Origin of the sequence: Chryseobacterium sp. CH21 (assembly GCF_004119445.1) — a bacterium.
Classification (GTDB): domain Bacteria; phylum Bacteroidota; class Bacteroidia; order Flavobacteriales; family Weeksellaceae; genus Chryseobacterium.
Window position 1 is genome coordinate 133,797 of sequence record NZ_QICI01000019.1, and the last position, 24,820, is coordinate 158,616.

General features: G+C 36.8%; 18 protein-coding genes and 3 pseudogenes. 5 read left to right on the forward strand and 16 right to left on the reverse strand.

Annotated features, from left to right (window positions below; all coding sequences use genetic code 11):
* Window positions 1-34: 34 nt before the first annotated feature.
* The 10 genes and pseudogenes from BOQ62_RS03040 to BOQ62_RS03080 form a co-directional block, all read right to left on the reverse strand.
* The gene (locus tag BOQ62_RS03040; RefSeq protein WP_129037006.1) at window positions 35-1,966 is read right to left on the reverse strand and encodes a M1 family aminopeptidase; all 1,932 of its coding nucleotides are present in this window, start codon (window positions 1,964-1,966) and stop codon (window positions 35-37) included.
* Window positions 1,967-2,049: 83 nt separating this feature from the next.
* A complete protein-coding gene (gene dacB / locus BOQ62_RS03045) occupies window positions 2,050-3,519 on the reverse strand; it encodes a D-alanyl-D-alanine carboxypeptidase/D-alanyl-D-alanine-endopeptidase (RefSeq protein ID WP_129037007.1) in 1,470 nt (489 codons plus the stop codon).
* Between the two features lie 161 nt (window positions 3,520-3,680).
* Window positions 3,681-6,128: a primosomal protein N' gene (priA, locus tag BOQ62_RS03050; protein WP_129037009.1), complete on the reverse strand. Its 2,448-nt coding sequence runs from the start codon at window positions 6,126-6,128 to the stop codon at window positions 3,681-3,683.
* 301 nt (window positions 6,129-6,429) lie between these two features.
* Window positions 6,430-7,338 (reverse strand): AEC family transporter, encoded by a 909-nt coding sequence (locus BOQ62_RS03055; protein ID WP_129037011.1) that lies wholly within the window; start codon window positions 7,336-7,338, stop codon window positions 6,430-6,432.
* Window positions 7,339-7,555: 217 nt separating this feature from the next.
* Window positions 7,556-8,443: a glycoside hydrolase family 2 protein gene (locus BOQ62_RS24205; protein ID WP_410494172.1), complete on the reverse strand. Its 888-nt coding sequence runs from the start codon at window positions 8,441-8,443 to the stop codon at window positions 7,556-7,558.
* Between the two features lie 336 nt (window positions 8,444-8,779).
* A pseudogene (locus BOQ62_RS24210) lies at window positions 8,780-9,879 on the reverse strand (glycoside hydrolase family 2 protein); the annotation flags it as partial.
* On the reverse strand, window positions 9,857-10,405 hold the full coding sequence (locus BOQ62_RS03065; RefSeq protein ID WP_317127353.1) for a GxxExxY protein: 549 nt from the start codon (window positions 10,403-10,405) through the stop codon (window positions 9,857-9,859). The gene BOQ62_RS03065 and the pseudogene BOQ62_RS24210, both read right to left, overlap by 23 nt.
* 220 nt (window positions 10,406-10,625) lie before the next feature.
* Window positions 10,626-11,288: a copper homeostasis protein CutC gene (locus BOQ62_RS03070; protein ID WP_129037013.1), complete on the reverse strand. Its 663-nt coding sequence runs from the start codon at window positions 11,286-11,288 to the stop codon at window positions 10,626-10,628.
* Between the two features lie 18 nt (window positions 11,289-11,306).
* Window positions 11,307-11,861, reverse strand: a complete 555-nt coding sequence (locus BOQ62_RS03075) for a hypothetical protein (RefSeq protein ID WP_129037014.1) — start codon at window positions 11,859-11,861, stop codon at window positions 11,307-11,309.
* 215 nt (window positions 11,862-12,076) lie between these two features.
* A pseudogene (locus BOQ62_RS03080) lies at window positions 12,077-13,075 on the reverse strand (isoaspartyl peptidase/L-asparaginase family protein).
* A 66-nt stretch (window positions 13,076-13,141) separates the two neighbouring features.
* Between BOQ62_RS03080 and BOQ62_RS03085 the strand changes: the two are divergent.
* From BOQ62_RS03085 to BOQ62_RS03100, 4 genes are all read left to right on the forward strand, one after another.
* Window positions 13,142-13,789, forward strand: a complete 648-nt coding sequence (locus tag BOQ62_RS03085; protein WP_228413627.1) for a Crp/Fnr family transcriptional regulator — start codon at window positions 13,142-13,144, stop codon at window positions 13,787-13,789.
* 224 nt (window positions 13,790-14,013) lie between these two features.
* Window positions 14,014-14,379 (forward strand): DUF3302 domain-containing protein, encoded by a 366-nt coding sequence (locus BOQ62_RS03090; RefSeq protein WP_129037016.1) that lies wholly within the window; start codon window positions 14,014-14,016, stop codon window positions 14,377-14,379.
* 5 nt (window positions 14,380-14,384) lie between these two features.
* Window positions 14,385-15,542: an HlyD family secretion protein gene (locus BOQ62_RS03095; RefSeq protein ID WP_129037018.1), complete on the forward strand. Its 1,158-nt coding sequence runs from the start codon at window positions 14,385-14,387 to the stop codon at window positions 15,540-15,542.
* A 1-nt stretch (window position 15,543) separates the two neighbouring features.
* On the forward strand, window positions 15,544-16,944 hold the full coding sequence (locus BOQ62_RS03100) for a TolC family protein (protein WP_129037020.1): 1,401 nt from the start codon (window positions 15,544-15,546) through the stop codon (window positions 16,942-16,944).
* 53 nt (window positions 16,945-16,997) lie between these two features.
* Here BOQ62_RS03100 and BOQ62_RS03105 read toward each other — a convergent pair whose 3' ends face one another.
* The 6 genes and pseudogenes from BOQ62_RS03105 to BOQ62_RS03130 form a co-directional block, all read right to left on the reverse strand.
* The gene (locus BOQ62_RS03105; RefSeq protein WP_129037022.1) at window positions 16,998-17,486 is read right to left on the reverse strand and encodes a DUF6691 family protein; all 489 of its coding nucleotides are present in this window, start codon (window positions 17,484-17,486) and stop codon (window positions 16,998-17,000) included.
* Between the two features lie 22 nt (window positions 17,487-17,508).
* Window positions 17,509-18,071, reverse strand: a pseudogene (locus BOQ62_RS03110) (YeeE/YedE family protein).
* Window positions 18,072-18,080: 9 nt separating this feature from the next.
* On the reverse strand, window positions 18,081-19,502 hold the full coding sequence (locus tag BOQ62_RS03115) for an MBL fold metallo-hydrolase (protein WP_129037024.1): 1,422 nt from the start codon (window positions 19,500-19,502) through the stop codon (window positions 18,081-18,083).
* Window positions 19,503-19,587: 85 nt separating this feature from the next.
* Window positions 19,588-20,382: a sulfite exporter TauE/SafE family protein gene (locus BOQ62_RS03120; RefSeq protein ID WP_129037026.1), complete on the reverse strand. Its 795-nt coding sequence runs from the start codon at window positions 20,380-20,382 to the stop codon at window positions 19,588-19,590.
* A 258-nt stretch (window positions 20,383-20,640) separates the two neighbouring features.
* On the reverse strand, window positions 20,641-21,279 hold the full coding sequence (locus tag BOQ62_RS03125) for a Crp/Fnr family transcriptional regulator (RefSeq protein ID WP_129037028.1): 639 nt from the start codon (window positions 21,277-21,279) through the stop codon (window positions 20,641-20,643).
* A gap of 8 nt (window positions 21,280-21,287) precedes the next feature.
* Window positions 21,288-23,483: a beta-N-acetylhexosaminidase gene (locus BOQ62_RS03130; protein ID WP_228413629.1), complete on the reverse strand. Its 2,196-nt coding sequence runs from the start codon at window positions 23,481-23,483 to the stop codon at window positions 21,288-21,290.
* A 298-nt stretch (window positions 23,484-23,781) separates the two neighbouring features.
* Here BOQ62_RS03130 and BOQ62_RS03135 point away from each other — a divergent pair, with 298 nt between their 5' ends.
* Window positions 23,782-24,606, forward strand: a complete 825-nt coding sequence (locus tag BOQ62_RS03135) for a DUF4197 domain-containing protein (RefSeq protein WP_129037031.1) — start codon at window positions 23,782-23,784, stop codon at window positions 24,604-24,606.
* Window positions 24,607-24,820 lie beyond the last annotated feature (214 nt).

The following is a 24,820-nucleotide window of genomic DNA, read 5'->3' on the forward strand; positions in this document are numbered from 1 at the left end:
AACGCAAAGATTCATACTTTACCTCTCGTCATTTTTAATGCTTAATAAATTTAATACTCTTTTCATCAATCGTAATAAAGTAAGCTCCAGGAACCAATTCTGAAATTCCGATCGCTTTACCTGGCTGATAAATTCCTTTTCCTACTAATTTACCGTCTATAGCATGAATCGTAAAATCTGCAGCTCTGTTAAGACCTTTAAGGTTAATTTCATTTTTGGCAGGATTCGGATATAAGCCAAACTCTTCTTTCTCAACAGAAGAAACACTTAAAGTATTATCCTGAGTAACGGTAGAGTTTTTCTCAAGAATCTGGTATTCATAATTAAACTGAACGCTTGCAATCGGGAACGTTACAGACTGTAAAAAACTTTGATTATTTGAAGTATTATTTAAAACCAAATAAGCAGTCTGCCCTGCAGTTCCAGTCACTTTAATAGGTAAAGGCATTTCAAAGAAACTTACCAAAGAGCTGCTCTGGGTCTGGGAAACTTTGAATAAAGCCTGATTCCCGTTTTGCATCCACTTTATATTATAAGTAGGATATCCTTCTCCGTACACCCAGTCATTAAAAAATTCTGTAAAATCTTTCCCCGTAGACTGAAGCAAAGAAGCATTGAGATCAGCTGTACGTGCATAGCTGTACGCCAGATTCGGTCTTGCATGATAGTCTTTAAGTGCCTGATAAAAAACGGCATCACCTAAAGACCACTTCAGCATTCTCAGGATATATCCTCCTTTTGCATACGATAATCTGCTGTCAAAAATTCTGTTGATGCTGGAAAGTCCTGAATCCGGAACATAAACGCTTCCTCCTACACTTCCGGTAATATAGTTGGACTGACCTTGTAAGTAATTCAAAAATTCCGTATTGGTCATCAGTAGTTTTTCATTGGCAACATGCTCTCCGAAAGTGGCAAAACCTTCATTCAGCCAGATATCATTCCAGGCACCACAAGTCACTTTATCACCAAACCACTGATGGGTAAGTTCATGGGCTATAAGCTGTTTGCTCCATCCTCCCATAGAAGACATGGTCTGATGCTCCATTCCCCCTCCATACATGAATTCCATATGACCATATTTTTCATTACGGAAAGGATAAGCCCCAAAATACGTTTCAAAAGTATCCATTACCTGCTTTGTCCAGTTAATATTGGCTATACTGGTAGCATTTGAACTAGTGGATGGGTAAATATAGTTCACAAAAGGAAACGGAGGATTTCCAATGGTATCGGTAAGCTTTACAAAATTAGTAATAGACAATGCTATCAAATAAGCTGGTGTAGGATACATCGTTCTCCAGAAGGTAAGCTTTGTAGATCCGGTAGGAAAAGTTTCAGACATCAATTTTCCGTTAGCAGCCACGCTGTAATTGGATGGAGTTGTAATTTTAAAATCAAATCTTTCAATTTTATCATTCAAACTCTGTTTTGTTGGAAACCAGTCCTGTGCGCCATAAGGTTCATTCAACGTAGAAAGCACCGGGGTTCCGCTCTGAAGAGTCGTTCTGAACGCATCATTACTTGTAGAAGGTGCTCCTGCATAATAAATGGTAAGTGAATCTACTGTATTGGCAGGAATAGAAGCTGGAAAATCAATTTTCAATTCTTTTGAAGGAAGCTGCTGAAAACTTGTAATGTTAGTTCCGTGATACTTCACCTGAGAAACCGTTAATGAATTGGAAAGATCAAAATAAATGCTTCCCATACTTTGGTTAGGTTTAAAATGTGAAGTTACTGAACCTGAGATATTATATACTGCAGGATCCAGACTTACATCCATTCTCTGATACTGCAAGTCATAATTCAGGGTATTGGGATTCGTATTCCCGATGTTCATTTTCTGAGTAAAGGATTGTTTCTCTTTTTCGATCAATCCTTTCATATCTATGTTTTGCTCATGTTTCTGGCCATAGAACTGCTGGGATAATATAAATCCAAACACCAAAAGGTACAATTTTGTCATGTTTTGAAAAATTTAATCAAATATAAAAAAAACCTTTTAATCAATTATTAAAAGGCTGTTATAATATATAAAATAAAACATTTTTAAAGATCCAGTGCGGGTTCAAGAATTTTTTCCATTCTCTTTTTCACCATATCTACAGACCCGAAATAGTTATTCACCATTAAAGAGAACACCAATGTCTTCCCGGAATTTGTTTTCAGATAACCTGCTAATGTTTTTACTTTATTTAAAGTTCCCGTTTTAGCAAAAACCTGTCCGTTACCTCCTCCAATAAACATTCTTTTTAAAGTTCCGGATTGTCCTCCGATGGGAAGAGAGGTTAGATAAGATCTGTAATATTTCTGATCCATCAAAGAAGTAAGAAATTTTGCCTGTGAAATAGGAGTTACATTATTGCTTCTTGAAAGGCCGCTTCCATCCATATAAGTAAGACCATTCATATCAAAACCTGCATCTTTTAGGTGATTAGTCACCACAATTCTTCCTGATTCTGAAGTCTGGTCACCCATTTTCTGATAACCTACTGTTCTTAATAAAGCTTCGGCTAATGAGTTATCACTATGCTGATTGGTATAATAAATAATATCGCTTAAAGTTGGAGATTTATAAGCTGAAAGCATTTTTCTGCCTTCCGGAGCTGAATCTGTCATTTTCGGACTTACTTTTCCGGTAACAGGGATTCCGCTTTTTACCAATGTAGTTCTGAAAGAATTGGCAAGATATGCCGGAGCATCAGGAAGTTTGGTTGTTAAAGCTCCATTCCCTTCATATTTATCAGCATATACCATCTGATGGTTATAAGGAGAGACATAGAAAAATTTCTTATCTGTGGAGAAACTTCCTTTTTTGACAATCAGTTTTTCGTTGGCCGGGTTAATATCGCGGGTACTTCCAGCAGGCAGATAGTAATTATTGTTTTCCAACCATACAACATTTTCCGGAAGCACTGAAATATTGCCTTTGAAAAGCGCTGTCTGAATGATAATATCACCATTTACCTTTTTGATTCCCTCTCTTGAAACTCCGCCTACAAAATCTGAAATAATATCTCTATACGATGCAGCACCAGCTTTATTGGTTCCCAAAGACGGGTCACCGCTTCCTATTACATAAAGATTTCCATTTAAGACTCCATTTTCATCGATAGTCCCTGAATACTCAAGCTGAGTCATCCAACGGTAGTTTTCACCCAAAAGGTTTAATGCTGTTTCCGTTGTAAGCAGCTTTGTAGTAGAAGCAGGTACTAAAGGAGTATTTTCATTGTACGAAGAGATTACCTTCTTCGTTTTCGGATCGTACACTACGAATCCCCAGCTTGCATTTTTCAGCACAGGATCCGCCATCATTGTGTTTACATTAATATCTACAAGTTCTTTTGCTGACAAAACAGTTTTCTCCACCATCGTACTAACGGGTGAAGGCAGATTTAAACTGCTTTTCTGACTGTCATAATTCTGAGAATAAAGAACGGTAGAAACGGTAGACTGAGCCAGGAAAAAACCAGAAGCCAGCACCGCCGCACTTGAAAAACATTTTCTGAAATTTACCATCTATCTTCTTTTTGTTTTACAGTTTTGACTCTATAAAAAATGAAAGGTTAAATCATTCAATTAAAAAGCCAAACACTTAATCAACGTCCAAAAGTAGAAATTATTGTTATACAATGACCTACCAGTATCTTATAAAAGAGTCTAAAGTTTGTTAAAAATTGTTAAAAATCCACAAAAACAGCTTTTTTAATGCTTTGATATGCAGTAATTTCATCAAATTCTTTCAAACTTATCAAAACCATGTTTTTGAATTTCTCATAGTTTTTACCTCTGGGAAGCTTAAGCATAATCTGGAACTGATATAGATTATTAAGTCTTGCAATCTGAGCTCTCTCAGGGCCCAACACACACTCTTCCGGAAGGTATTTTCTAAGGATAGACCCTAAAAACTGAGAAGCCCGATCCACTTTATCTTCTCTAATGTGTTTCATTTCAATCATGATCAGCTTGGTAAAAGGCGGATAATGGAATTTCTGACGTTCTGTAAGGATATATTTATAGATCTTCGCAGGATTATTCATTTTAATCAACTGAAATACAGAGTGTTCAGGATTATAAGTCTGAATAAGGATTCTTCCTTTTCCTGAAACTCTTCCGGCTCTTCCTGAAACCTGTGTGATCAGTTGATAAGCTCTTTCTTCCGCTCTGAAATCCTGTACATATAATAAGGAATCTGCTTTAGGAATGGTCACCAGTTCGATATGATCGAAATCAAGGCCTTTAGAAATCATCTGTGTTCCTACGATGATATCTGTTTCTCCTTCTTCAATCTTCTCATACAGCTTTTCGTAGGCAAATTTCTTACGCATAGAATCCACATCCATTCTGTCCACCACATTTTCAGGGAACAGCTTGGTAACTTCCTCATGAATTTGTTCTACCCCTACTCCTCTTTCATTCAGATTTTCAGAATTGCATTTGGGGCAGGTTTTTGGTTTTGAAGCTTTTTGTCCGCAATAGTGGCATTTCATTTCATTAGCAGCCTTGTGATACGTCATTACGACATCACAGTTGGAGCAGTAATTGACATAGCCACAGCTCTCACATTCTATGACATTCGAATAGCCACGGCGATTATGTAGCACGATCGCCTGATTTTTTTCATCTACCGTTTTCTTGATCTCGTCTATAAGCTTCAGAGAAAAATTTCCCGAAACCTTTTTCGATTCCTGAGCTTCTTTGAAATTGATCAGCTCATATTCCGGCAGATTAACATTCCCGAATCTTTCATTCAGGAAAACATATTTCATTTTATCTTTTCTGGCTATGTAGTAGCTCTCAACAGAGGGCGTTGCAGATCCTAAAATCACTCCTGCGCTGTAGAATCCACCCAAAACCAATGAAGCATCTTTAGCATTAAAATAAGGAGAAACTTCTCTTGGTCTGTATGCAGAATCATGTTCTTCATCTACCACAATAAGTCCCAGATTCTGATAAGGTAAAAACAAAGCATTGCGGGTACCGATCAGAATACGGATGTCATTCTGCCTGATTCTCCTCCATACTTCTACTCTTTCAAAATCTGTTAGTTTCTGATGATAAAAACCGAGTTGCCTGCCGTATTTTTTTTCTAATCTTTGGGTAATTTGTTTGGTCAGAGAAATTTCAGGAAGTAAAAACAGAACATTTTTTCCTTCTTTGATGCATTCATCAATTTTCTCCAAATAAATATGGGTCTTCCCTGAGGAAGTAACTCCGTGAAGCAGGACATTTTTCCCTTCTTCAAAAGCTTCATCAATTTCAGATTTTGCTATTTTCTGCTGTTCGGAAAGTTCTTCAAGCTCCTCAATTTCTCCTTCATAGCTTTCAATTCTGTCCTTTTGCATATAATATTCTTCTACAAGACCTTTGTCAGCTAAAGGTTTGAAGTGCGAGCTTCCGAAATATCCATCCTCAAACAGCTCCGATTTTTTAATAGGAACATCAGGATTTTCTGTCTGCTTTTCTAAGATAAGAAGAAACAGATCCTTTTGTTTTTGGGCTCTGTTCAGTTTTAAAAGCACATCTGTAAGATTCTGATTGGCCAAAACCTCATCATTAATTCTTACATATGCTACTTCTTTCGCTTTATATTTTTCAGCAATTTTTTCATCAATCTCGATATACTGAAGATCAATCAATGAATTGATGGTTTTAATAATATCCTTTTTAGGAATAAAAGCCTCAATATCCGTCAAATTGATCAGTTGTCGTACTTCCAATGCCTGAATCAGGTACATTTCGTTGACATCCAGATTTTCAAAATCAACAACTACACCCGGTTTTAATTTTAAATAGGTTTCACTCTCCAGTTTTAACGAAGAAGGAAAAGAAAACCGGTAAATTTCCCCAAGGCTGCACAGATAATATTCCGAAAGCCAGTTCCAGAAATTAATCTGTTCCTCAGGCATAATCGGTTTATCATCCAGCATGCTGATGATTTCTTTTGCCACGAAGTTTTCCGGTGCATTGTCATGAAGTTCAAATACAATTCCCGTATAGATTTTCTTTCCGCCAAACGGTACCAGAACACGCATTCCAGGCTGAATTTCAGACATCATTTCTTCGGGAACTTTATACGTAAAAGATCCTTTGAGGTTCAGGGGTAAAACAATTTGAGCGTATTGCAAGGGAAATATTTAAAGTGTAAAATTAGATTTTTCCTGAGAGAACTGCAACTTTGTGGAGATTGTTTCAAGCGTCTTTAACAGACCTTAAAATCCAATTTAGAAAAAATATTCAATAGAAACGGACTTTAGTCCGTTTGATAGAAGTAAAATTTCAATAGGCTTTAGCCAAAAACTAGATTATAACGCGATGTTCGCAAAGCTATGATGAATTGTTTAATTCGTTCGCAAAGGCGTTCCACTTAGCAAAGATATCCCTCCAAAACAACAAAGAATATTCATATTAATAAATGATGACTTATCATTAAAAAAGAAGTTCTGTCATTTCATACCAGAATGCGGAGGTAAAAAATCCGACAATAATACTGACTCCGATGATCAGATTGGTCAGTTTTGTATTCAGTCTGAATTGTTCTGCAATAATACTTGAGGTAACAAGTGTAGGCATTGCTGCTTCAAAGACTGTGATTTTTGCCACATCTCCTTTTATTCCGAATAACAAAGCCATTCCCAGAACAATTGCGGGTGCCAGAATCAGTTTATAAAGCATAGACATTGACATCTGAGGAATCAGTTTTTTCCATCCGTTGAATTTCAGCTGTAATCCGACTGAAAATAAAGCTAATGGACTTACTGTTGCTGCCAGTTTATCAAAGAACGGTTCGGCTGCGGTAAAATCGATGAACTGCGATAATACCAAAGCAGAAATACATCCTATTAACGGGGGGAACGTAACAAGTCTTTTTAAAATAAATAGTGCACTTACTTTTCCTGATCTGCTTCCTCCTTTCACTGCCGCAATAATTCCGAGGGTGGAAAGAGAGAAAAACATAGTCTGATCACAGATAATCGCAATACTTAAAAGCCCTTCTCCATAAAAAGCACTGACTAAGGGAAATCCAATGAATGAAGTATTGCTATAGCCACTTGCCAGTTCTAAAGTACTTCTGGAACGCCTTGAATACCCTTTGCTCTTACTGTACAACATCATAAAGAAGAAACAGAATACAGAAATGAAAAACGTAGCCGTAATTGGGAACAGCATTTCTGTTGTCCATTTTACTTTAGGCAGATATTTAAACGAAACTGCCGGAAGAGCAAGATAAAGAATCCAGGTATTGATACCTTTATGGGCATCGGGGTGGATAGATTTTGTTGCTTTGAATATCATTCCTGCAATGATACACACTGCAATCAGAACAAAATTTACCATAATTATAAAGAAATATGCTGTAAATTTACGGCTGATTTTTGAGTTGGATGGGTAAAATTTATATTTTTTTCGTTAGAATTTCTAATGAATGTTTTCTGCTTTAAACCTTATAGGTTTCAAAAACCTATAAGGTTTGGAGATCTCCCTTCCGGAAATTTATAACCAATGTCAAGGTTCAAAGCTTTGACACAGTGAAATAATTTTTCAAAAATATATTTTAATTCTTCATCACATCCCAAAGACTCATCACTTCAATTTTTTCCAGAGGTTTTGAAAGGGTAATTTTTTTTGAAGTTCCTGGTAACAGGTCAAAGAAATTATCATTGAAGTGAATATCTCCGATCAGGTAAATATCTTTCGCCAAGATGTCCGTTGATATTTCAATTTCAGTAGATGAAATTTTTCTGATTTTAATTTCCGGTTTTGAAAGTTTTAAATCTTTAGGCTTATTAAAAAAGAATAGTTTTTCAAATTTTAAATCTTTATCGGAACTGATTCTTAAAACGGCTCCAGACAGATCAAACTGAGATAATTCAGATTTACTGATACTTCGTATTTTCTTACTCACATCAGCATTAATAATATCTGATTGATTAGCTTTCCAAAGTGTTTTTCCCTTAAAATCAATGAGTTCAAACTTTGCATCAGTCTTCAATTCTTTCAGCAGATCACTTATCAGATAAACGTCATAACTTTTATCGGTCTCGGCTACTGATATCAATACCGGTTCAAAGCTTCTTTTTGCCTGATAATGGAAGGCTTTCCAGTTTCCGAGATAATCAATAGAAGACCAGGAAACCACCGGCCAGCAATCGTTGAGTTGCCAGTAGAGTGTTCCCATATTATAAGGTTTTGCACGGCGGTGAGCTTCAATGGCGATCTGCATTCCTCTTGCCTGTAGCAGCTGTGAAAGGTAATTGTATTGTACAAAATCAGTTGGGATTTTGTAATCGCGTTTCAGGTATTCGTTGATAATATCCCAGCCACGGGCATGCTTTTCATGAGCTTTAATGGTTGGATTCTGAAGGTTTAAATCCGGAGTTCCTGAGAACATTGATTTTGTGGTTTCAAGAGTGGGTGTACCCTGAAAGCCATATTCAGACATGAAACGCCCTACTTTTTCGTTATAAACTTCAAAGGGTTGCTCACCCCACCAGACTCCCCAATAATGAGAATCTCCTTCTGTAAGGCTTTCTTTATGGCCCCAGCCAATGGATGGAGAGCTTGGCCAGTATATATTTTTATCAGATTTAAGATTTTCTGCCAATGCATTGGGAATGACTTCATGGAACAACTTTTTATAATCTTTCCAAACCTGTAATGAGTCAATTTTTGAATATTTGAACTGTTTCTGATATCCCCAGTTGACAATGGCTTCATCAATCTCATTATTCCCACACCACAAAGCTATTGACGGATGATTCTGAAGTCTGTCGACCTGATCTTTTACTTCTTCTTTTACATTGTTTAAGAATGCTTCATCTGCCGGATAAAAACTTCCCGCAAACATAAAATCCTGCCAGACGAGAATTCCATTTTCATCACAGGCTTTGTAAAATTCATCGTCTTCATAGATCCCTCCACCCCAGATACGAATCATATTCATATTGGCATCTTTCGTGTCTTTGATCAGTTTCTGGTATTTTTCTTTGGTCATTCTAGGTGAGAAGCTATCTCCCGGAATCCAGTTGGTTCCTTTGATATACAACGGCTGTCCATTGACTTTAAAGGAGAATGATTTTCCTTTTCCGTCTTTTTCCTGAATCAATTCAACTGTTCTTAGTCCTATCCTGATATTTTTAGCATCAATATTTTTCTGATCTTTTGAAAGCTTAACTTCAAAATTATAGAGATGAGCTTCCCCACGGCCATTAGGCTGCCAGAGCTTCATTCCGGTTGTTTCATAGGGAACAGATACTGTATTGTTTCCTTTCTTAAGAGATACTTTTCTGTGGATTTTATTAAGATCCAAGGTATAATCTCCTGCATTTTCAGCATAAATTTCAACGTCAAAATGTAAGTCTGTAGAAGTTTCAGAAGTGCTTTTCTGAATGTCTTTAATGGTAATAATTTTGGCATTATTCCAGAATTCTAACTGCACATCTTTCCATATACCTGCCGTGACCAATCTTGGTCCCCAATCCCATCCAAACTGATATTGTGCTTTTCTCACAAAACTTCTTGGTGATTCCGGCATAGTGAACGGAACTTTTTTCGCTGATTCTTTTCCTGTATTTACTGCAGATTTGAACTTAATTTGAACTATATTCTTTCCTGCTTTCAGATACTCTTTCACCGGAATTGTCCATTTACGGAACATATTATCGGTTTTCTTTAACAGTTTACCATTAAGATAAATTTCTGAAAATGTATCCAGCCCGTTAAAAACAAGATCAATATTGTCATTCTTTAATTCCAGAGAGGAAACTGTAAATGCAGTCTGATAATCCCAGTCTTCATTTTCAATCCATTGTACTTTTTTTCATTTTCATCTTTGTAAGGATCGGGAATAACTTTATTATCCATTAAATCCAGATGCACTGTTCCCGGAACTTTCGCTGGAAGCCAGTTTTGGTCTTTTGAATTTCTGAACTGCCAGTTCTCGGAAGACAAATTTCTTTGGGAAAACTGTGCCGAAAGGATATTCTGTGTGAAAAGGAAAGCAAAAAGGATTGTTCTCTTCATCAATAAATTTGTTTACAATTCTGTGGATTCCATATTTAATAAGTTCATTATTAAAATTAATAAGCAATCCCAATTTTATATGAGTCTGTTTCAGATATGTCAATACTTGTGAGTGAAAAATAGGATGCAACTCCAATACAGATTTCACTTCTACAATAACTTTATCTTCTACAATCAAATCAATTCTGAATGCATTTTCTATATATACTTCTTTATACTTTAAAGGTAAGGATAGTTGTTGCTTAATATTTAGTACCAACATCTTTAATTCATAAGCTAAAGCGGTTTCATATGCATTTTCTAAAAGGCCAACTCCTAAGTTCTTATGGACTTCTATAGCTGCTCCTATTATTTTGTAGGATAATCGTTTTCTGTCATTCATTTGTGTGTTTTTATTTTTATTGTGTAGTTTTTAAACGCAAAGTTTCAAATTTGGATATATAATATTTTAAGGAAGCAAAAATGGAATCGATTTTCAATCGATTGAATGAAGCGGGCTGTTTTTATCCTTAAGCTTAATCAGCGGCTTCGCCGCAACCCTTTGTTCACTCAAAATATAACACATTTTATCTTTTAAACTTTGCGTTTAAATATTTTTCATCTTATTTACTCTTCAATGCTAATACTTCATCAGGGTTGGCAAAAGCTCCACCATCCGTAATTGCTGAAGAATGGAAGTAATTAGCATTTGTTACAGCTCTTATTCCTTCAATATTGGATGAGCGAAGTCCACCTCCAACAAGGATTTCTATTCTTCCATTGGAAAGCTCAACCAGTTTTTTAAGATTTTCTTTTCCCTCAGATACATTCGGTTTCTGGCCGGAGGTAAGGATGGTTGTAAAACCACATTCAATTACTTTTTCTAAAGAATCTTCCAGACTTGCAGCACGGTCAAAAGCACGGTGGAAAGTACATGGAAGTGGCGCTGCCAGTTCTACTAAAGCTTTATTCTGCTCTCTATTAACCTCATCATTATCATCCAGAATTCCGAATACAAAACCATCTGCATGTAAGGATTTTAAATGAATCAAATCATTTTTCATCTGCTCAAATTCTGAATCTGAATAGGTAAAATCTCCTCCTCTGGGGCGGATCATCACAAAAATCGGGATGGTAATTTTTTCGCGAAGCTTTTTCATGGTTTCGAAATCAGGAGTGGTTCCTCCTTCACTAAGTCCATCGCATAATTCTATTCTGTCTGCTCCGTTTTCAAAAGCAATCACCGCTGATTCAGGGTTAAAACAAGCTATTTCTATTTTTGACATTATACTATCTATTTAATCTTATTTGGGCTCATCCTGCAATACATCAGCAATCAGGAAGGAACCGTTTTCTTTTATTACTTTTATCACAGAAGGATATTGAGCTTTAAAGCCTTCATCTTTCAGTACTACATTGAAAATATATTCATCTTTTGAAGAAGATATTAGTTCACAACTTTCAACTTCAATATTGTTCCAGTCCTGTGCTGAAATAAGGAACCCTGTACCAATTCCTGCTTTACTGATATCAAACTTCGATTTCCATTTATCCTGAAATTCTTTTTCTGTAAGGCTTCCGTCTACATCCAGATCAACATTAGTGGCATCCGTTTTATAATCAAAATAGTCTTTTGTGGTGATCTTCTGCATATTCTTTTCTCCATTTCCGATATCGGCTTTAAAATAGTTTACAATACTTGTCTTTAACCATTTTTGAGCATCTTCCACATCGTTGGACTCATTCTTCTGAACGGCTTTTTCTTCTGTCTGTTGTGGCTCTGTTACTGTTTTAATCTCCTTCTTTTCTTCCTTACAGGCAATAATCAGAAATAAGGAAGCAATAATTGTTCTTTTCATATTGTATGTTTTGGCTAAAGCCAATAGGTGTCATTGATTTATTTAAATGGGCTTCCTTCGTCTCAGCTCAGGATAAGCCCATTCTTATTGATTTGCTATTTTTTTTGTTGGAATAACGCAAAGACGCGAAGATTTTTCCTATAGTATTTCTTTTAAGGCACAAGGATTTTATCTCCGATAAAATTTATTTATAACTCTGGTTATTTATTACTTAATTATTTTAAAGCAAATTCTGGTTTTTCAAGACGATTTCCTTTCTGATCATACACGGCAAAGTTGAATCCGTCCTGAATACAGTAAGAACCATATTCTCCCTGTTTATTGATGGCGATAAAGCCTACCTGAATATCTTTTAGATTTTTGTTTCTTCTCTGCGTAATTTTTACGATTCTTTCTACTGCTTCTTTACAGGCTTCCTGTGGATTTCTGCCTTGTCTCATCAGTTCCACTACAAGATGGGTTCCCACCGTTCTTATCACTTCTTCACCATGACCTGTGGCTGTAGCGGCTCCTACTTCATTATCTACAAACAGACCTGCTCCGATAATTGGGGAATCTCCTACTCTGCCATGCATTTTGAAAGCCATTCCACTTGTTGTACAGGCACCCGAAAGATTTCCCTGTGCATCCAAAGCAATCATTCCTATGGTATCGTGGTTTTCAATATTGGCGATGGGTTTATACTGACTGGTTTTTAACCATTCTTTCCATTCTTTTTCTGATTCGGGAGTGAGAAGATTTTCTTTTTTAAACCCTTGTGAAAGGGCAAACTGTAATGCTCCATCTCCTACAAGCATAACATGCGGAGTCTTTTCCATTACGGCTCTGGCAACAGAAATAGGGTTTTTAACATGTTCCAGACATGCAACGGAACCGATATTATAATTTTCATCCATGATACAGGCATCCAGCGTTACTCTTCCGTCTCTGTCCGGACGACCTCCGTACCCTACACTTCTTTCTTTTGGATCCAATTCTACGAGACGTACTCCTTTTTCTACGGCATCCAGAGCTTTTCCTCCTTTTCCAAGGATTGTCCATGCTTCTTCGTTGGCTTTTAATCCAAAGTTTCAGGTTGAAAGGACAATTGGTTTGTTGACAGTTTTTACAGTAGGTTCAGGTAATTCGGCAGCCATTAAATCCAGCGGGTTTACGGCAAGTGCTGCTGTTGCAATTCCCAGTTTTTTAATAAAACTTCTTCGGTTATTGTTCATGGTATCTCAAATTGTATAATAGTCACAAATCTAAAAAAACTTCCATGAAATCCTCATGACAGCCCAATGAATATCCGTGTATTATTTTTATTTATCTTTACTGCTGTAATGGACTCTTTTAAAACTTTCAGAAATATCTCTTTCTTTCAGGAACTCACTGATGAGGAAATTACTATTCTGGTCAATATCAGTACCCCCAGACTGCTTCAAAAAAAAGAAAAACTGGCAGAACCCGGTAAACCTTTCAACCATTTATTCATTCTTTCCAATGGATTATTAAGATTTTTCTTTGATGATGAAAACGGTGTGGAAAGCAACCTTTTTTTACCTTCTGAAAAGGAATCAGCCATTATGGAAAGTCCGGAATCCTACTCCAATGACAATGAAAGAAAATATACCATAGAAGCTGTCATCGAAAGTCAGATTTTTTTGTTTAATAAAAATGAATTTGAGGAAATCGCATTTCAGCACAGAGGTATTTATAATGTGTACCTCAAATCTTTAAAGCTCATCATCAACATAGCCAAAACACGTATAGAACAGTTTTGCTCTACTTCTCCACACTCACGGTACGAAGAGTTTCTGGAGACAAGACCTTTCACTTCTCAGAATGCCAACAGAAAGTATATTGCTAATTTTCTGGGCATTACTCCCAATTCTCTTTCGAGGATGACCGCCCGTATTCATAAAAAAAGGAACGAAAGAAAAAAATAACTTAGGAATACTTTTTCTCACTTTATTCATTCTATTTTTGCTTACTCAAAACACAATTATATCAAAATTTAAAAAGCAAAATGAGAAAAATATCACCTAAAAAAACAACTTATTATTGATTTGTCTTTAATCTCAATTAAGATTTAGTGTAACCTAACGTATAAGTACTGACGGCCGGGTTACCCCCTTGTTTACACTTCATTATTACCTTATACAATTATTTTATGCAAAGAATATCATTACTTCTTTGCCTGTTATTATCATGCAATTTTGTTCAGGCATCAACAGGCAGTTTAGAAGATACTATAGCAAATTCTGCTTCCTGGTTCATTTTACTTGTTTTACCTATAGCAGGAATTTATCTTTTCTGGAAAGTTCACCTTTATCCGGAAAAGGTAGCTGAGAAAAAGAACCATCCTCAGCTGAAAGCCATAAAAAGTATGTGCCTCCTTTCCCTTGTTTTTGGAGGCCTTTTATGGCCGATTGCCCTAATCTGGGCCAACTATGATTACGGGAATCAAAACCCTCCCGAAAAAGAAACAGAGAACACAGATTTTACTGAAGAAGAATTTAAACCCATCGAAAATTAAAAAACATGCTGGAATTACTAGTCGCAATATATGCCGGAATATGCTGGCTGCTTATCAAAAAACTCAAACTCATTCCCTGGACATTTACTACTCAGGTAGTAGTATATTCACTTCCAATTTTTGGGTCTATTGCTTTAATATTAAGCTTAAATTTTTACTGCCCTATCACCTCTGATGTAAAAGTGGGAAACAGAAGTGTGGATATTACCACTCAGGTTTTGGGAAGGGTAAAAAAGGTATATGTAAGTACCAATCAGGAAGTAAAAAAAGGAGATACGTTGTTTGTACTGGACAGAGAACCGTATTTACAAGAGATCAAATCTCTGGAAGCTAAGCTCAGCAATATTAAAGCCACCGTAAGTTCTTACAATACGGACATCTCCGCTTCCAGAAAAAACATAGCAGGTCTGCAGTCGCAGCTGGATCTTGCTAATAAAAGAACTGCACAGTACAAGGAACTGGTAGAAGCCGGAGCTGCCAATAAATTTGATCTGGAGCAGGCTGTCACCAATGTGCATGATCTTCAGTCCAGAATCAGTGCTGCACAATCACAGCAACAGTCTTTGGAAACAAAGTCCAATGCTTCTTATGGTGGAGAAAATTCATCAGTATCTGAAATTAAGGCAAAGCTGGATCAGGCAAAATGGAATCTTTCACAAACCGTTGTTGTAGCTCCTACAGATGGTGTAATTCCCAATGTTCAGCTGAATGAAGGAGCAATCATGGCACCTTTTAAATCAGCATTTGTTCTGATTCAAAAGCAACAGTCGGTGATTGGATTTTTTGCCCAGAATGAGCTTGAAGCCGTAAAAAATGGTGATGAAGTAGAGCTGGCTCTTAAAACAGAACCGGGAAAAGTAGTAAAAGCGAAACTAGAATACGTCATTGATGCTACCAGCCAGGGAATTATGAATAATGCAGGTGGTATGCTTGGAGGAAACGGTTCTACAGCCGGACTTCCCGATACCGCCAGACAATTACCTGAAACGGACGGAAAGCTTATTGCCAAGTTTGTCTTGGAAGACCATCAAAAACAGCTTACCGTAGGGGCAAGAGGAACAGCGGTTATTTATTCTGATCATATCAAGCCCCTTCATCTAATCCGAAAAGTAATGGTACGTATTAACAGTAAAATCAATTATCTGGTTCTTAAACTTCATTAACATGGGCAAAAAATTAATTTTACTGGGTATACTTTCCGTAAGTTTAAGCTCATGTATCGGATATAAAGAGCCTACGAAGGAAAATATAAATCAGCTTAAAGAAAAGAGTGAAATTGCTTCTCATATAGAAATTCCGGACGAATGGATCTTTGACAGAAAAGCAAATTCAAGATCAATTTCCTATGAATGGGTGAATGATCTTAAAACGCCTCAACTGGAAACCCTTATTAATGAAGGAATGCTATACAACGCTGATCTCATCATTGCCAGAGAAAAGCTTACTCAGATTGAGCTGGCCATGGAAATTGCAGGAAGTGATCTTTATCCAAGTGTAAGTGCGGTTGCCAATACATCCAATAATCTGGTAAGCAATACTCAGATTCAGCGGCTAGCTTTAAAAGCTAACTGGGAAATTGATCTTTGGGGTAAGAATAAATCTTCACAGATGGCAAGTACCAGCAGTTATTTTTCTGCGAAATATCAGAATACGTTACTGCATCAGTCTATTGCAGGGATGATTGCCAAAGCTTATTTTTTGAATATTGCAGGAAATATTCAGGAAGATAAGATTGAAAGCTATATTCAAAAGTCTAAAGACCTGGAAAAGCTGTATATTATTCAAAAGAAAGTGGGAACGGCAAATGCTTTAGATATTTCGAATATTTCAGCAGAAATTATTTCTTTACAGGGCTATCTGGAAAAGGTGAAGAATGCCAATACACAGTCCAGACGGTCATTGGAACTGCTTACCGGAAAGTATCCGGAAGGAAAGTTGGCTACTCAGAACTTTTTTAATCCTGCCGGTAATCGTATTCCTGAATCTTTCCCTCTTGAACTTCTGGAGAACAGATCAGACATACAGGCCAATCATTTTCAGGTCGAAAAAGCTTTTTATGAAGTACAGGAAGCTAAAGCGGCAAGACTTCCTTCATTAAGTATAAGCTCGTCCCTTGGCAGTGCGGGAAGTAATGTGGAATCTATCAATTCTTTATTTTCTAATCCTTTATTAAAAGTGGGTGGCGGATTAGTTTCTCCATTATTTAACGGCGGAAAGCTTAAAAAGAATGTGGAAGTTAAAAACTCTCAGCAGAAGCAGGTCGTTGAAGAATATTCAAAGGCGGTTCTGAATGCATTAAACGAAGTAGAATCTTCTTTAGCCAATCTCCGTTCCATTGAAAAGCAGATGACTTATACTACTCAGGCTGTCAATGAACTGAAAAACAATATCAATCTTACAGAAAAACAAATAAAGGTAGGTATCAACAACAGTTTTGTACTGATCCGTAAACAAAGGGATCTTTTGAAAAATGAAATGAACCTCATCAATCTGGAACTTCAGTACAGAATAGAGCGTATTAATCTTTATATGGCTTTAGGGGCTGAGAACTTCATTTATTCATAATTTTATACTTTAAAAAAGACTGCAGATTGTTTTCTGCAGTCTTTTTTAATAGATTAATGAGGTAATTGATCTCTGAAATATCCATATACCCATGTTCCTGCAATAGCACTCAAAAGGGTGATGGATACAGCTAAGGCTCCGGTTCCGATCTGCGCAAACAGAGGTCCGGGGCAAGCTCCTGTAATGGCCCAGCCAAAACCGAATATCAATCCTCCGTAGATCTGACCTTTGTTGAACTTTTTTGGAGTCAGCGTAATGGGTTCTCCGTGGATTGTTTTTATATTGAATTTTTTGATCAGCCACACCGAAATCATTCCTACCAATACTGCACTTCCGATAATTCCGTACATATGGAAAGACTGCAGGCGGAACATTTCCTGTATTCTGAACCAACTGATCACTTCAGCTTTCACAAAAATAATCCCGAATATAACTCCTGCAACAAGGTACTTCAGATGATGATACCATGGATGAGTAAGGGTACTTTCGTTCACACAAACAGCATCCTGATGGCGTATTTCCTGTTCTTTTTCTTTTATCATGATGTAAACTTTTCTTTTAAAATTATAGGGAAAGGATGACAGGTAAAATGATATTAGCCATTAAAAAACCACCGATCATAAAGCAGACTGTTGCTACCAAAGAAGGCCACTGCAGATTGGAAAGTCCCATAATCGCATGTCCGCTGGTACATCCTCCCGCATATCTTGTCCCGAAACCTACTAAAAATCCGCCCGCTACCATCATGACAAATCCTCTCAGGGTCAACAGACTTTCGAAATTCATCAGTTGTACAGGAACCAGATTGCTGTAATCTGTAATTCCGTAGCCTGCCAGTTCTGCTTTCAGATTGGGATTGACTGTTATTTCATTGGGGTTCAGCAAAAAATGGGAAGCAATCATTCCTCCGAAGAAGATTCCCAGTACAAAAAATAAATTCCAGGCTTCTTTTTCCAGTCATATTTGAAAAAATTCACATTGGCAGGGATACAGGCTGCACAGATATGTCTCAGTGAAGAGCTGATTCCAAAGGATTTATTTCCCATAATCAATAAAGCGGGAACGGTAAGCCCGATCAACGGACCAGCAATATACCATGGCCAGGGTTCTTTTATAATTTCCAACATCTCTTATTTTTAATGTAATTTATTTAAAATTTTAGTCTGACACACAAAATCACTTTTAGGAATACCTGTAGATGCAATCGCTTTAAAACCACCTTCAACTTCCGAAAAGTTTCTGTACCCTCTTGCCTGAAGGATGCTCGCTGCTATTGTACTTCTGTAACCGCTTCCACAATGCATGTAGAAATGTTCCCCCGGATTTATCTGATGAATCCATTCATTGATATAGGCTAAAGGTTTGCTGTAAGCTTCATGAATATGTTCCGCATTGTATTCACTTTCTTTTCTTATATCAATGATTTTCGCTTCTTTTTCTTTGATTTCGGATTCAAACTGCTGTGCAGAGATACGATTCACAAAGTCTGTTTCTTTTCCACTCTTCTTCCATGCTTGAAAGCTTCCTTCCAAAAATCCTAAAATATGATCGAATCCTACCCTGCTCAAACGGGTTATAGCTTCTTCTTCATTTCCATTCTCGGCAACCAACAGAATAGGCTGGTTTACGTCGGCAACTAAAGCTCCTACCCAAGGGGCAAAGTCACCATCCAAGCCTATATTGATGGACTGTGGGATAAATCCTCTGACAAATTCACTACTGGTTCTCACATCTAAAATCAAAGCTCCTGAAGCTTCGGCAATTTCTTCAAACTGTTCGGGTGAAAGAGCGTGCAACCCTTGTGAAAGAACCTCATCAAAACTATTGTATCCTTTTTTATTCATCTTCACATTCATCCCGAAATAAGCTGGTGGAGGTAAAAGTCCGTCAGTCACTTCATTGATAAAGCTCTGTTTATCCTTTTGATTCAAAGCATAATTGGTTCTTTTTTGATTTCCCAGTGTGTCTACCGTTTCTTTCTGCATATTTTTACCGCATGCAGAACCTGCTCCATGGGCTGGATAGACAGTAATATCATCATCTAAAGGTAAAATTTTCTGGTATAAACTATCATATAAAAGTCCGGCAAGTTCTTCCTGAGTCATATTTGTTCCTTTCTGTGCCAGATCAGGACGGCCCACATCCCCAAGGAATAAGGTATCACCACTAAAAAGAGCCTTTTCATTACCATTTTCATCAATTAACAGGTAGCATGAACTTTCTAGAGTGTGCCCGGGCGTATGAAGAACTTTGATTTTACTATTTCCTATTTCAAATATCTGCCCATCTTCTGCAATGATGGCTTCAAATTCAGGATGGGCAGTAGGACCGTAAACAATCGGAGCTCCGGTTTTATGGCTTAAATCAAGGTGACCACTGACGAAATCTGCATGAAAATGGGTTTCAAAAATATATTTTAATTGTACTCCATCTTCTTTCAATCTGTTGATATAAGGCTGTGTTTCTCTTAAAGGATCTATAATTGCAGCTTCTCCGGCTGAAGTGATATAGTAAGCACCCTGTGCGAGACATCCTGTATAAATCTGTTCTATTTTCATCGTATTTTATTTTTTGATTCTGTTATCTGATACAAATCTCCTGCTTTCCTTTTTCATGTACAGTTACTTTTGTTACATAAGAACATTAAACGAAGATTTCTTTGGTTATAATATAAATACCCATGATCAGGATAAACCATCCAAATGCGGGTTTCAGTTTTTTACCGTCTATCTTTTTTGACAATTGTGAGCCTGTTATAATCCCTGCAACGGCAATGGCTGTAATAGAAAGTAATAGTTTCCATTCTATTTGTACGTGATTTACAGAAGTAAGAAAACCGATCAGAGAGTTGATAGAAATGATAACTAATGATGTCCCGATCGCTATCTTCATTGGGATTTTTAACAGGTTAACCAATGCCGGAATGATCATAAAACCTCCCCCAGCTCCCACCAGTCCAGTTAAAACGCCCACTATTGAGCCCTGTCCTGCAGCCTGCAAGGCTTTATTATTATTTGTTTTATGTTTTAAAGGTTTTTCCATAATACTTTTTCTTATCATTTTATAAGAAGCCAAAATCATTAAACCGGCAAAAATCAGGAGTAAAAAAACATTTTTGGTAACGAGAAAACTGTTTATTTGAAATACTTTCTCTGGAATTAAGGGAAGAAGATATAACCTGGTCAGGAAGATGGAAATAACGGAAGGAATTCCGAATATCAGCGCTATCTTAAAATTGATCAATCCTTTTTTAAAATACGATACAGATCCTACAAGACTGCTTATTCCTACTATAAAAAGTGAATATTCCGTTGCCATAAAAGCATCGATACCAAAAAGATAAACGAGTACGGGAACGGTGAGAATACTTCCTCCACCTCCGATTAAACCAAGAGAAATTCCTATTAAAACTGCAGCTGCATATCCTATAATTTCCATTTCTATTCAACTAATTATGATGCAAAAATGGGAATGTGAGAGGGAAGCTACAGCTACTTTTGTTACATAAGAAAATTTTTTAACACGAATGAGCACCAATAGGTTCACAAAGGCACAAGGAAGCTATTGTGAGAAATATAGAGATTGCTTACCTACGATTCGAAATGACTTTTACCACCCCGTCAAAAATTCTTTGAATTTTTGCCACCCCTCCGAAGGAGTGGAATGTGAGTACCTTTGATTCAATTGAAGTGGAGTTTATGAGTTGAGGGGTTTCAGGAGGACGATTTTATTTCTGCCCAGTTTGAGCCTTCCTTCTTCTTCCAGCTGTTTCAGAAGTCTTGAAACCACTACTCTTGCGGTTCCCAGCTCATTGGCCAGCTGTTCGTGCGTTGTGTGAATGATTTCAGAGCCGGTAAGTTCAGATTTTTTCTGCAGCAGATTGAGAAGTCGTTCGTCTACTTTTTTGAAAGCGATGGCATTGATGATATCCAACAATTCTTCAAATCTTTTATGATACAATTTGAAGATATAATCCAGCCATTCCGGATGTTCTTTGATGAATAAAGAGACCTTGTCTACCGGTAGGAAAAGAATTTCCGCATCTTCTTCAATCTCTGCTTTTACAATACTTTTTTCATTATGCATCCCACCCAGAAAGGACATGATACAGCTTTCACCAGCTTTGATATAATATAATAAAATTTCGCGTCCGTCTTCTTCGGTTCTGATGACTTTCAGCATTCCTTTCATCACAATAGGAATGGAACGGATAGAAGCATTTTCATCTAAAATAATGTCTCCTTCATGGTAATTTTTCGTTGTACCATACTGATACAGCTTTTCTACCAGCTCCGGGGATGATGAAAATTTGGAAGAAAGTACGGTGTCCTGCATTTTTTATTCTAATTTACGCCAATTTCGTCAACAAATAACCATGCTTTTGAATCTGCCCCAGGGTTTCCTGCCGGAATAACACCTGCATTTTCAATAGCTACTTTCAGGTATTTTGTATTCTGTTTTCCTACATTTACTTTGATTTTTCCATGAGCATCTTGAATTTCCGCAGTCCCGATTTCTTTGATCAGTTTAAAATTTTGGTTATCATCAGAAACAAAAATCTTTGCCGACTTGGCAAGATGAATCCAGCTTCCTTTATTTTCAAGGGTATTAAAATAAACTTCTGAAAAGGCAGTTTTCTGTTCCAAATCTATTGTTGCCACAACATCTTTCCCCTGGAAGCCAAGCCATGTTTTACCCAACTGTTTTACATTTCCAATGATACCGTCTACCAAAGTGAAAGCACCTCCAAAAGAATAATTTTCGTTAGGTTGTTGCTCAAGGGTTATCTTTTTTCCGGTTGTTTTGGAAACCGTAAATTCCTGTGCAGACACAGCACTTTTCGATTGACCTTCTTCGAAATAAGCCGATTTAATGGTTAAAGAATTAGGAATCTGAACTGCATTCTGGTACGTTTTAGAATTGATTGTAGGATTTGTTCCATCCAAAGTATATCTGATCCCGTTCGAATTCTGCGAAGTTGAAAGTTCGTATGAAATTCCGTTACCGGAAGGAACTACTTTTCCAATGATGTTATAAATACTCTTTGCATAGTTCACCTGCATATTATCCAGCACTTTAAACTGGCTGATCACTCTATTTTCAAATTCTTTGTATTTTTTGGGATCTGATGTTCCCCATCCTACTTCAGAAAGTGCCATTAATCTTGGAAAAATCATGTACTGTACATGTTTGAAATCTAAAATATATTCCGTCCACAGATTAGCCTGAACTCCCATGATATATTTGGCCTGCTCTGCATTCAGTTCAGAAGGGATAGGATTGTAAGAATACACTTTTTCTAAGGGAGTAAAACCACCAAAAGCATTAGGCTCAGACTGCGGATCTCCCTGATAATGATCGAAATAACAATATGCACCCGGTGTCATTACAACAAAGTGCTTTGATTTTGCAGCTTCAATCCCTCCGTTCACGCCTGTCCAGCTCATTACGGCTGCATTCGGGGCTAATCCTCCTTCTAAAATTTCGTCCCAGCCAATAATTTTTCTGCCTTTAGTGTTGACATATTTTTCAATTCGATGAATAAAATAGCTCTGTAAGCCATGTTCATCTTTTAAATTATTCTTCTTAATTAATTCCTGGCAATGTGTACATTCTTTCCATCTTGTTTTCGGACACTCGTCACCGCCAATATGAATGTATTTGGATGGGAATAATTGGATCACTTCATCCAAAACGTTTTCAAGAAAGGTAAATGTTTCATCTTTCGGGCAGAAAACATCATCAAAAACACCCCATTTTGTAGCAGCTTCAAAAGGCCCTTTCGTACATGCCAGCTCAGGATATGCTGACAGTGCTGCCAAAGCATGACCCGGCATTTCTATTTCAGGAACTACTGTGATATGTCTTTCCTGAGCATATTTTATCACATCTTTTATTTGTTCCTGGGTATAAAAATAAGGTCCATAAGGTTGACCGTCAAAGGTGTTATCAACATAAGCCCCAATCATGGATTCTTTACGTTTTGAGCCGATCTGAGTAAGTTTCGGATATTTTTTTATTTCAATTCTCCATCCCTGATCATCTGTCAAATGCCAATGAAAAGTGTTCAGCTTATACATCGCCAAATAATCTATGTATTGCTTCACCTCATCCACTGTGAAAAAGTGTCGACAAACATCCAGATGCATCCCTCTCCATGCAAACTTCGGTTGATCTTCGATCTTCATCATCGGAATTTTCTTAGTATCTTTATATTGTTCAAGAATCTGAATCAGGGTTTGAAGAGCCAGAAAATATCCTTGCTTTGTATAAGATTTAATATGAATTTGTTTTGGAGAAATTTCTATAGAATAATATTCTTTTTTCTGTTCGGCATTTACTCCGGAAGGAATTATGGAATTTGTTAAGTGGATGTCACCACCTTTCTGGCCATATTGAAATTCTAACTGAGAGCCTATTCTTTTTTGGAAATATTCCGTCTCTTCTTTCGGCAGATCACCACTTAATACGAAAATATCAGGAATTACAAATTCCCCTTGTGAAAATTCAACTTTTTGAGGGTAAGGGATTAGATTCAATTTATTTTGGGCAAAAATTAGGTTTGAAATCAATACAAAAAACACTAAAAAAGTACGTATCATTGGAAGGGGTTAAGGTTTGAGCTAAGATAATTATTTTTAAAAACTCTTGGGGCATTTTTAAAAACAAAATTTAAACATCTTAAGTTGTTTAAATTCTCATGAAATGGATAATTTACAGTTTATGAAACCATGTACCTAGAAATTGTTCTATAATACCTTGTATAGTATGGTTTGCTTTTTGATAAATTTAGTCGACTTAAAAAAATTAAAAGGTTTAAATTTGTAAAAAAATAGGATGAAAAAAAGCATTTTTCTGGCAGCCGGATTGCTATTCTCAATGTCAGCACAGGCACAACTTCTAGACATCATAAAATCTACTGTTAAAGATAAAACAGGTGTAGACCTTAATGTTCCCGTAAAAAACAACAATACTACAACTTCCCCAAAAACGACTACCACTACCACCTCAACTGGCCAGTCTAATAATTCATCTGCTAACCTTGGAAGCCTTACTTCTACTCAGATTTCCTCAGGCTTAAAAGAGGCTTTAAGTATGGGAGTAACTGATGGAGTAAAAAAACTGGCTATTACTGACGGTTTTTTCAAAAATGAAGCAGTAAAGATTTTAATGCCTGAAAAATTAAGAAAAATTGATACCACTTTACGTTCCATAGGAATGGGAAGCCTTGCTGATGAAGGAGTAAAATTATTAAACAGGGCTGCTGAAGATGCTGTAACAGAAGCAGCACCTATTTTCACAAAGGCTATTACCTCTATGACCATTACAGATGCAAAGAATATTTTATTAGGTGGCAATAATGCTGCAACAAGCTATCTGCAAGGAAAAACCCAAACTCAGCTTTTCAGTGCTTTTCAGCCTAAAGTAAAAGCTTCTTTAGGAAAAGTAGGTGCAGACACACTTTGGAAAAATCTGATTTCAAAATACAATACATTTACAGGACAGGCTGTAACTACTGATCTTAATGAATATGTTACTACAGAAACCATTAATGGGGTTTTCAAAATGGTTGCAGATAAAGAAAGCGGGATCAGAAATACGCCTGCTATGAGAACGACAAGTATTTTGCAGAAAGTTTTTGGAGCTCAGGATGGGAAATAAAATAAGAGGTTAGATTGACTTTCTAACTGTTTAGATATAAAAGCTGTTTCATGATGAAACAGCTTTTTGGGGTTTTAATTTCTTTTGTCTTGAAACAAAAGAAACAAATTCAAGACTTGGATCTCTCCGCTAAAAATAAGTCCTGTTCTCTAAAAATTCTAAACTTGCGCGAATTCTATATTGCTTAATCGGTTCTAATTTGGTGTCGCGCTTC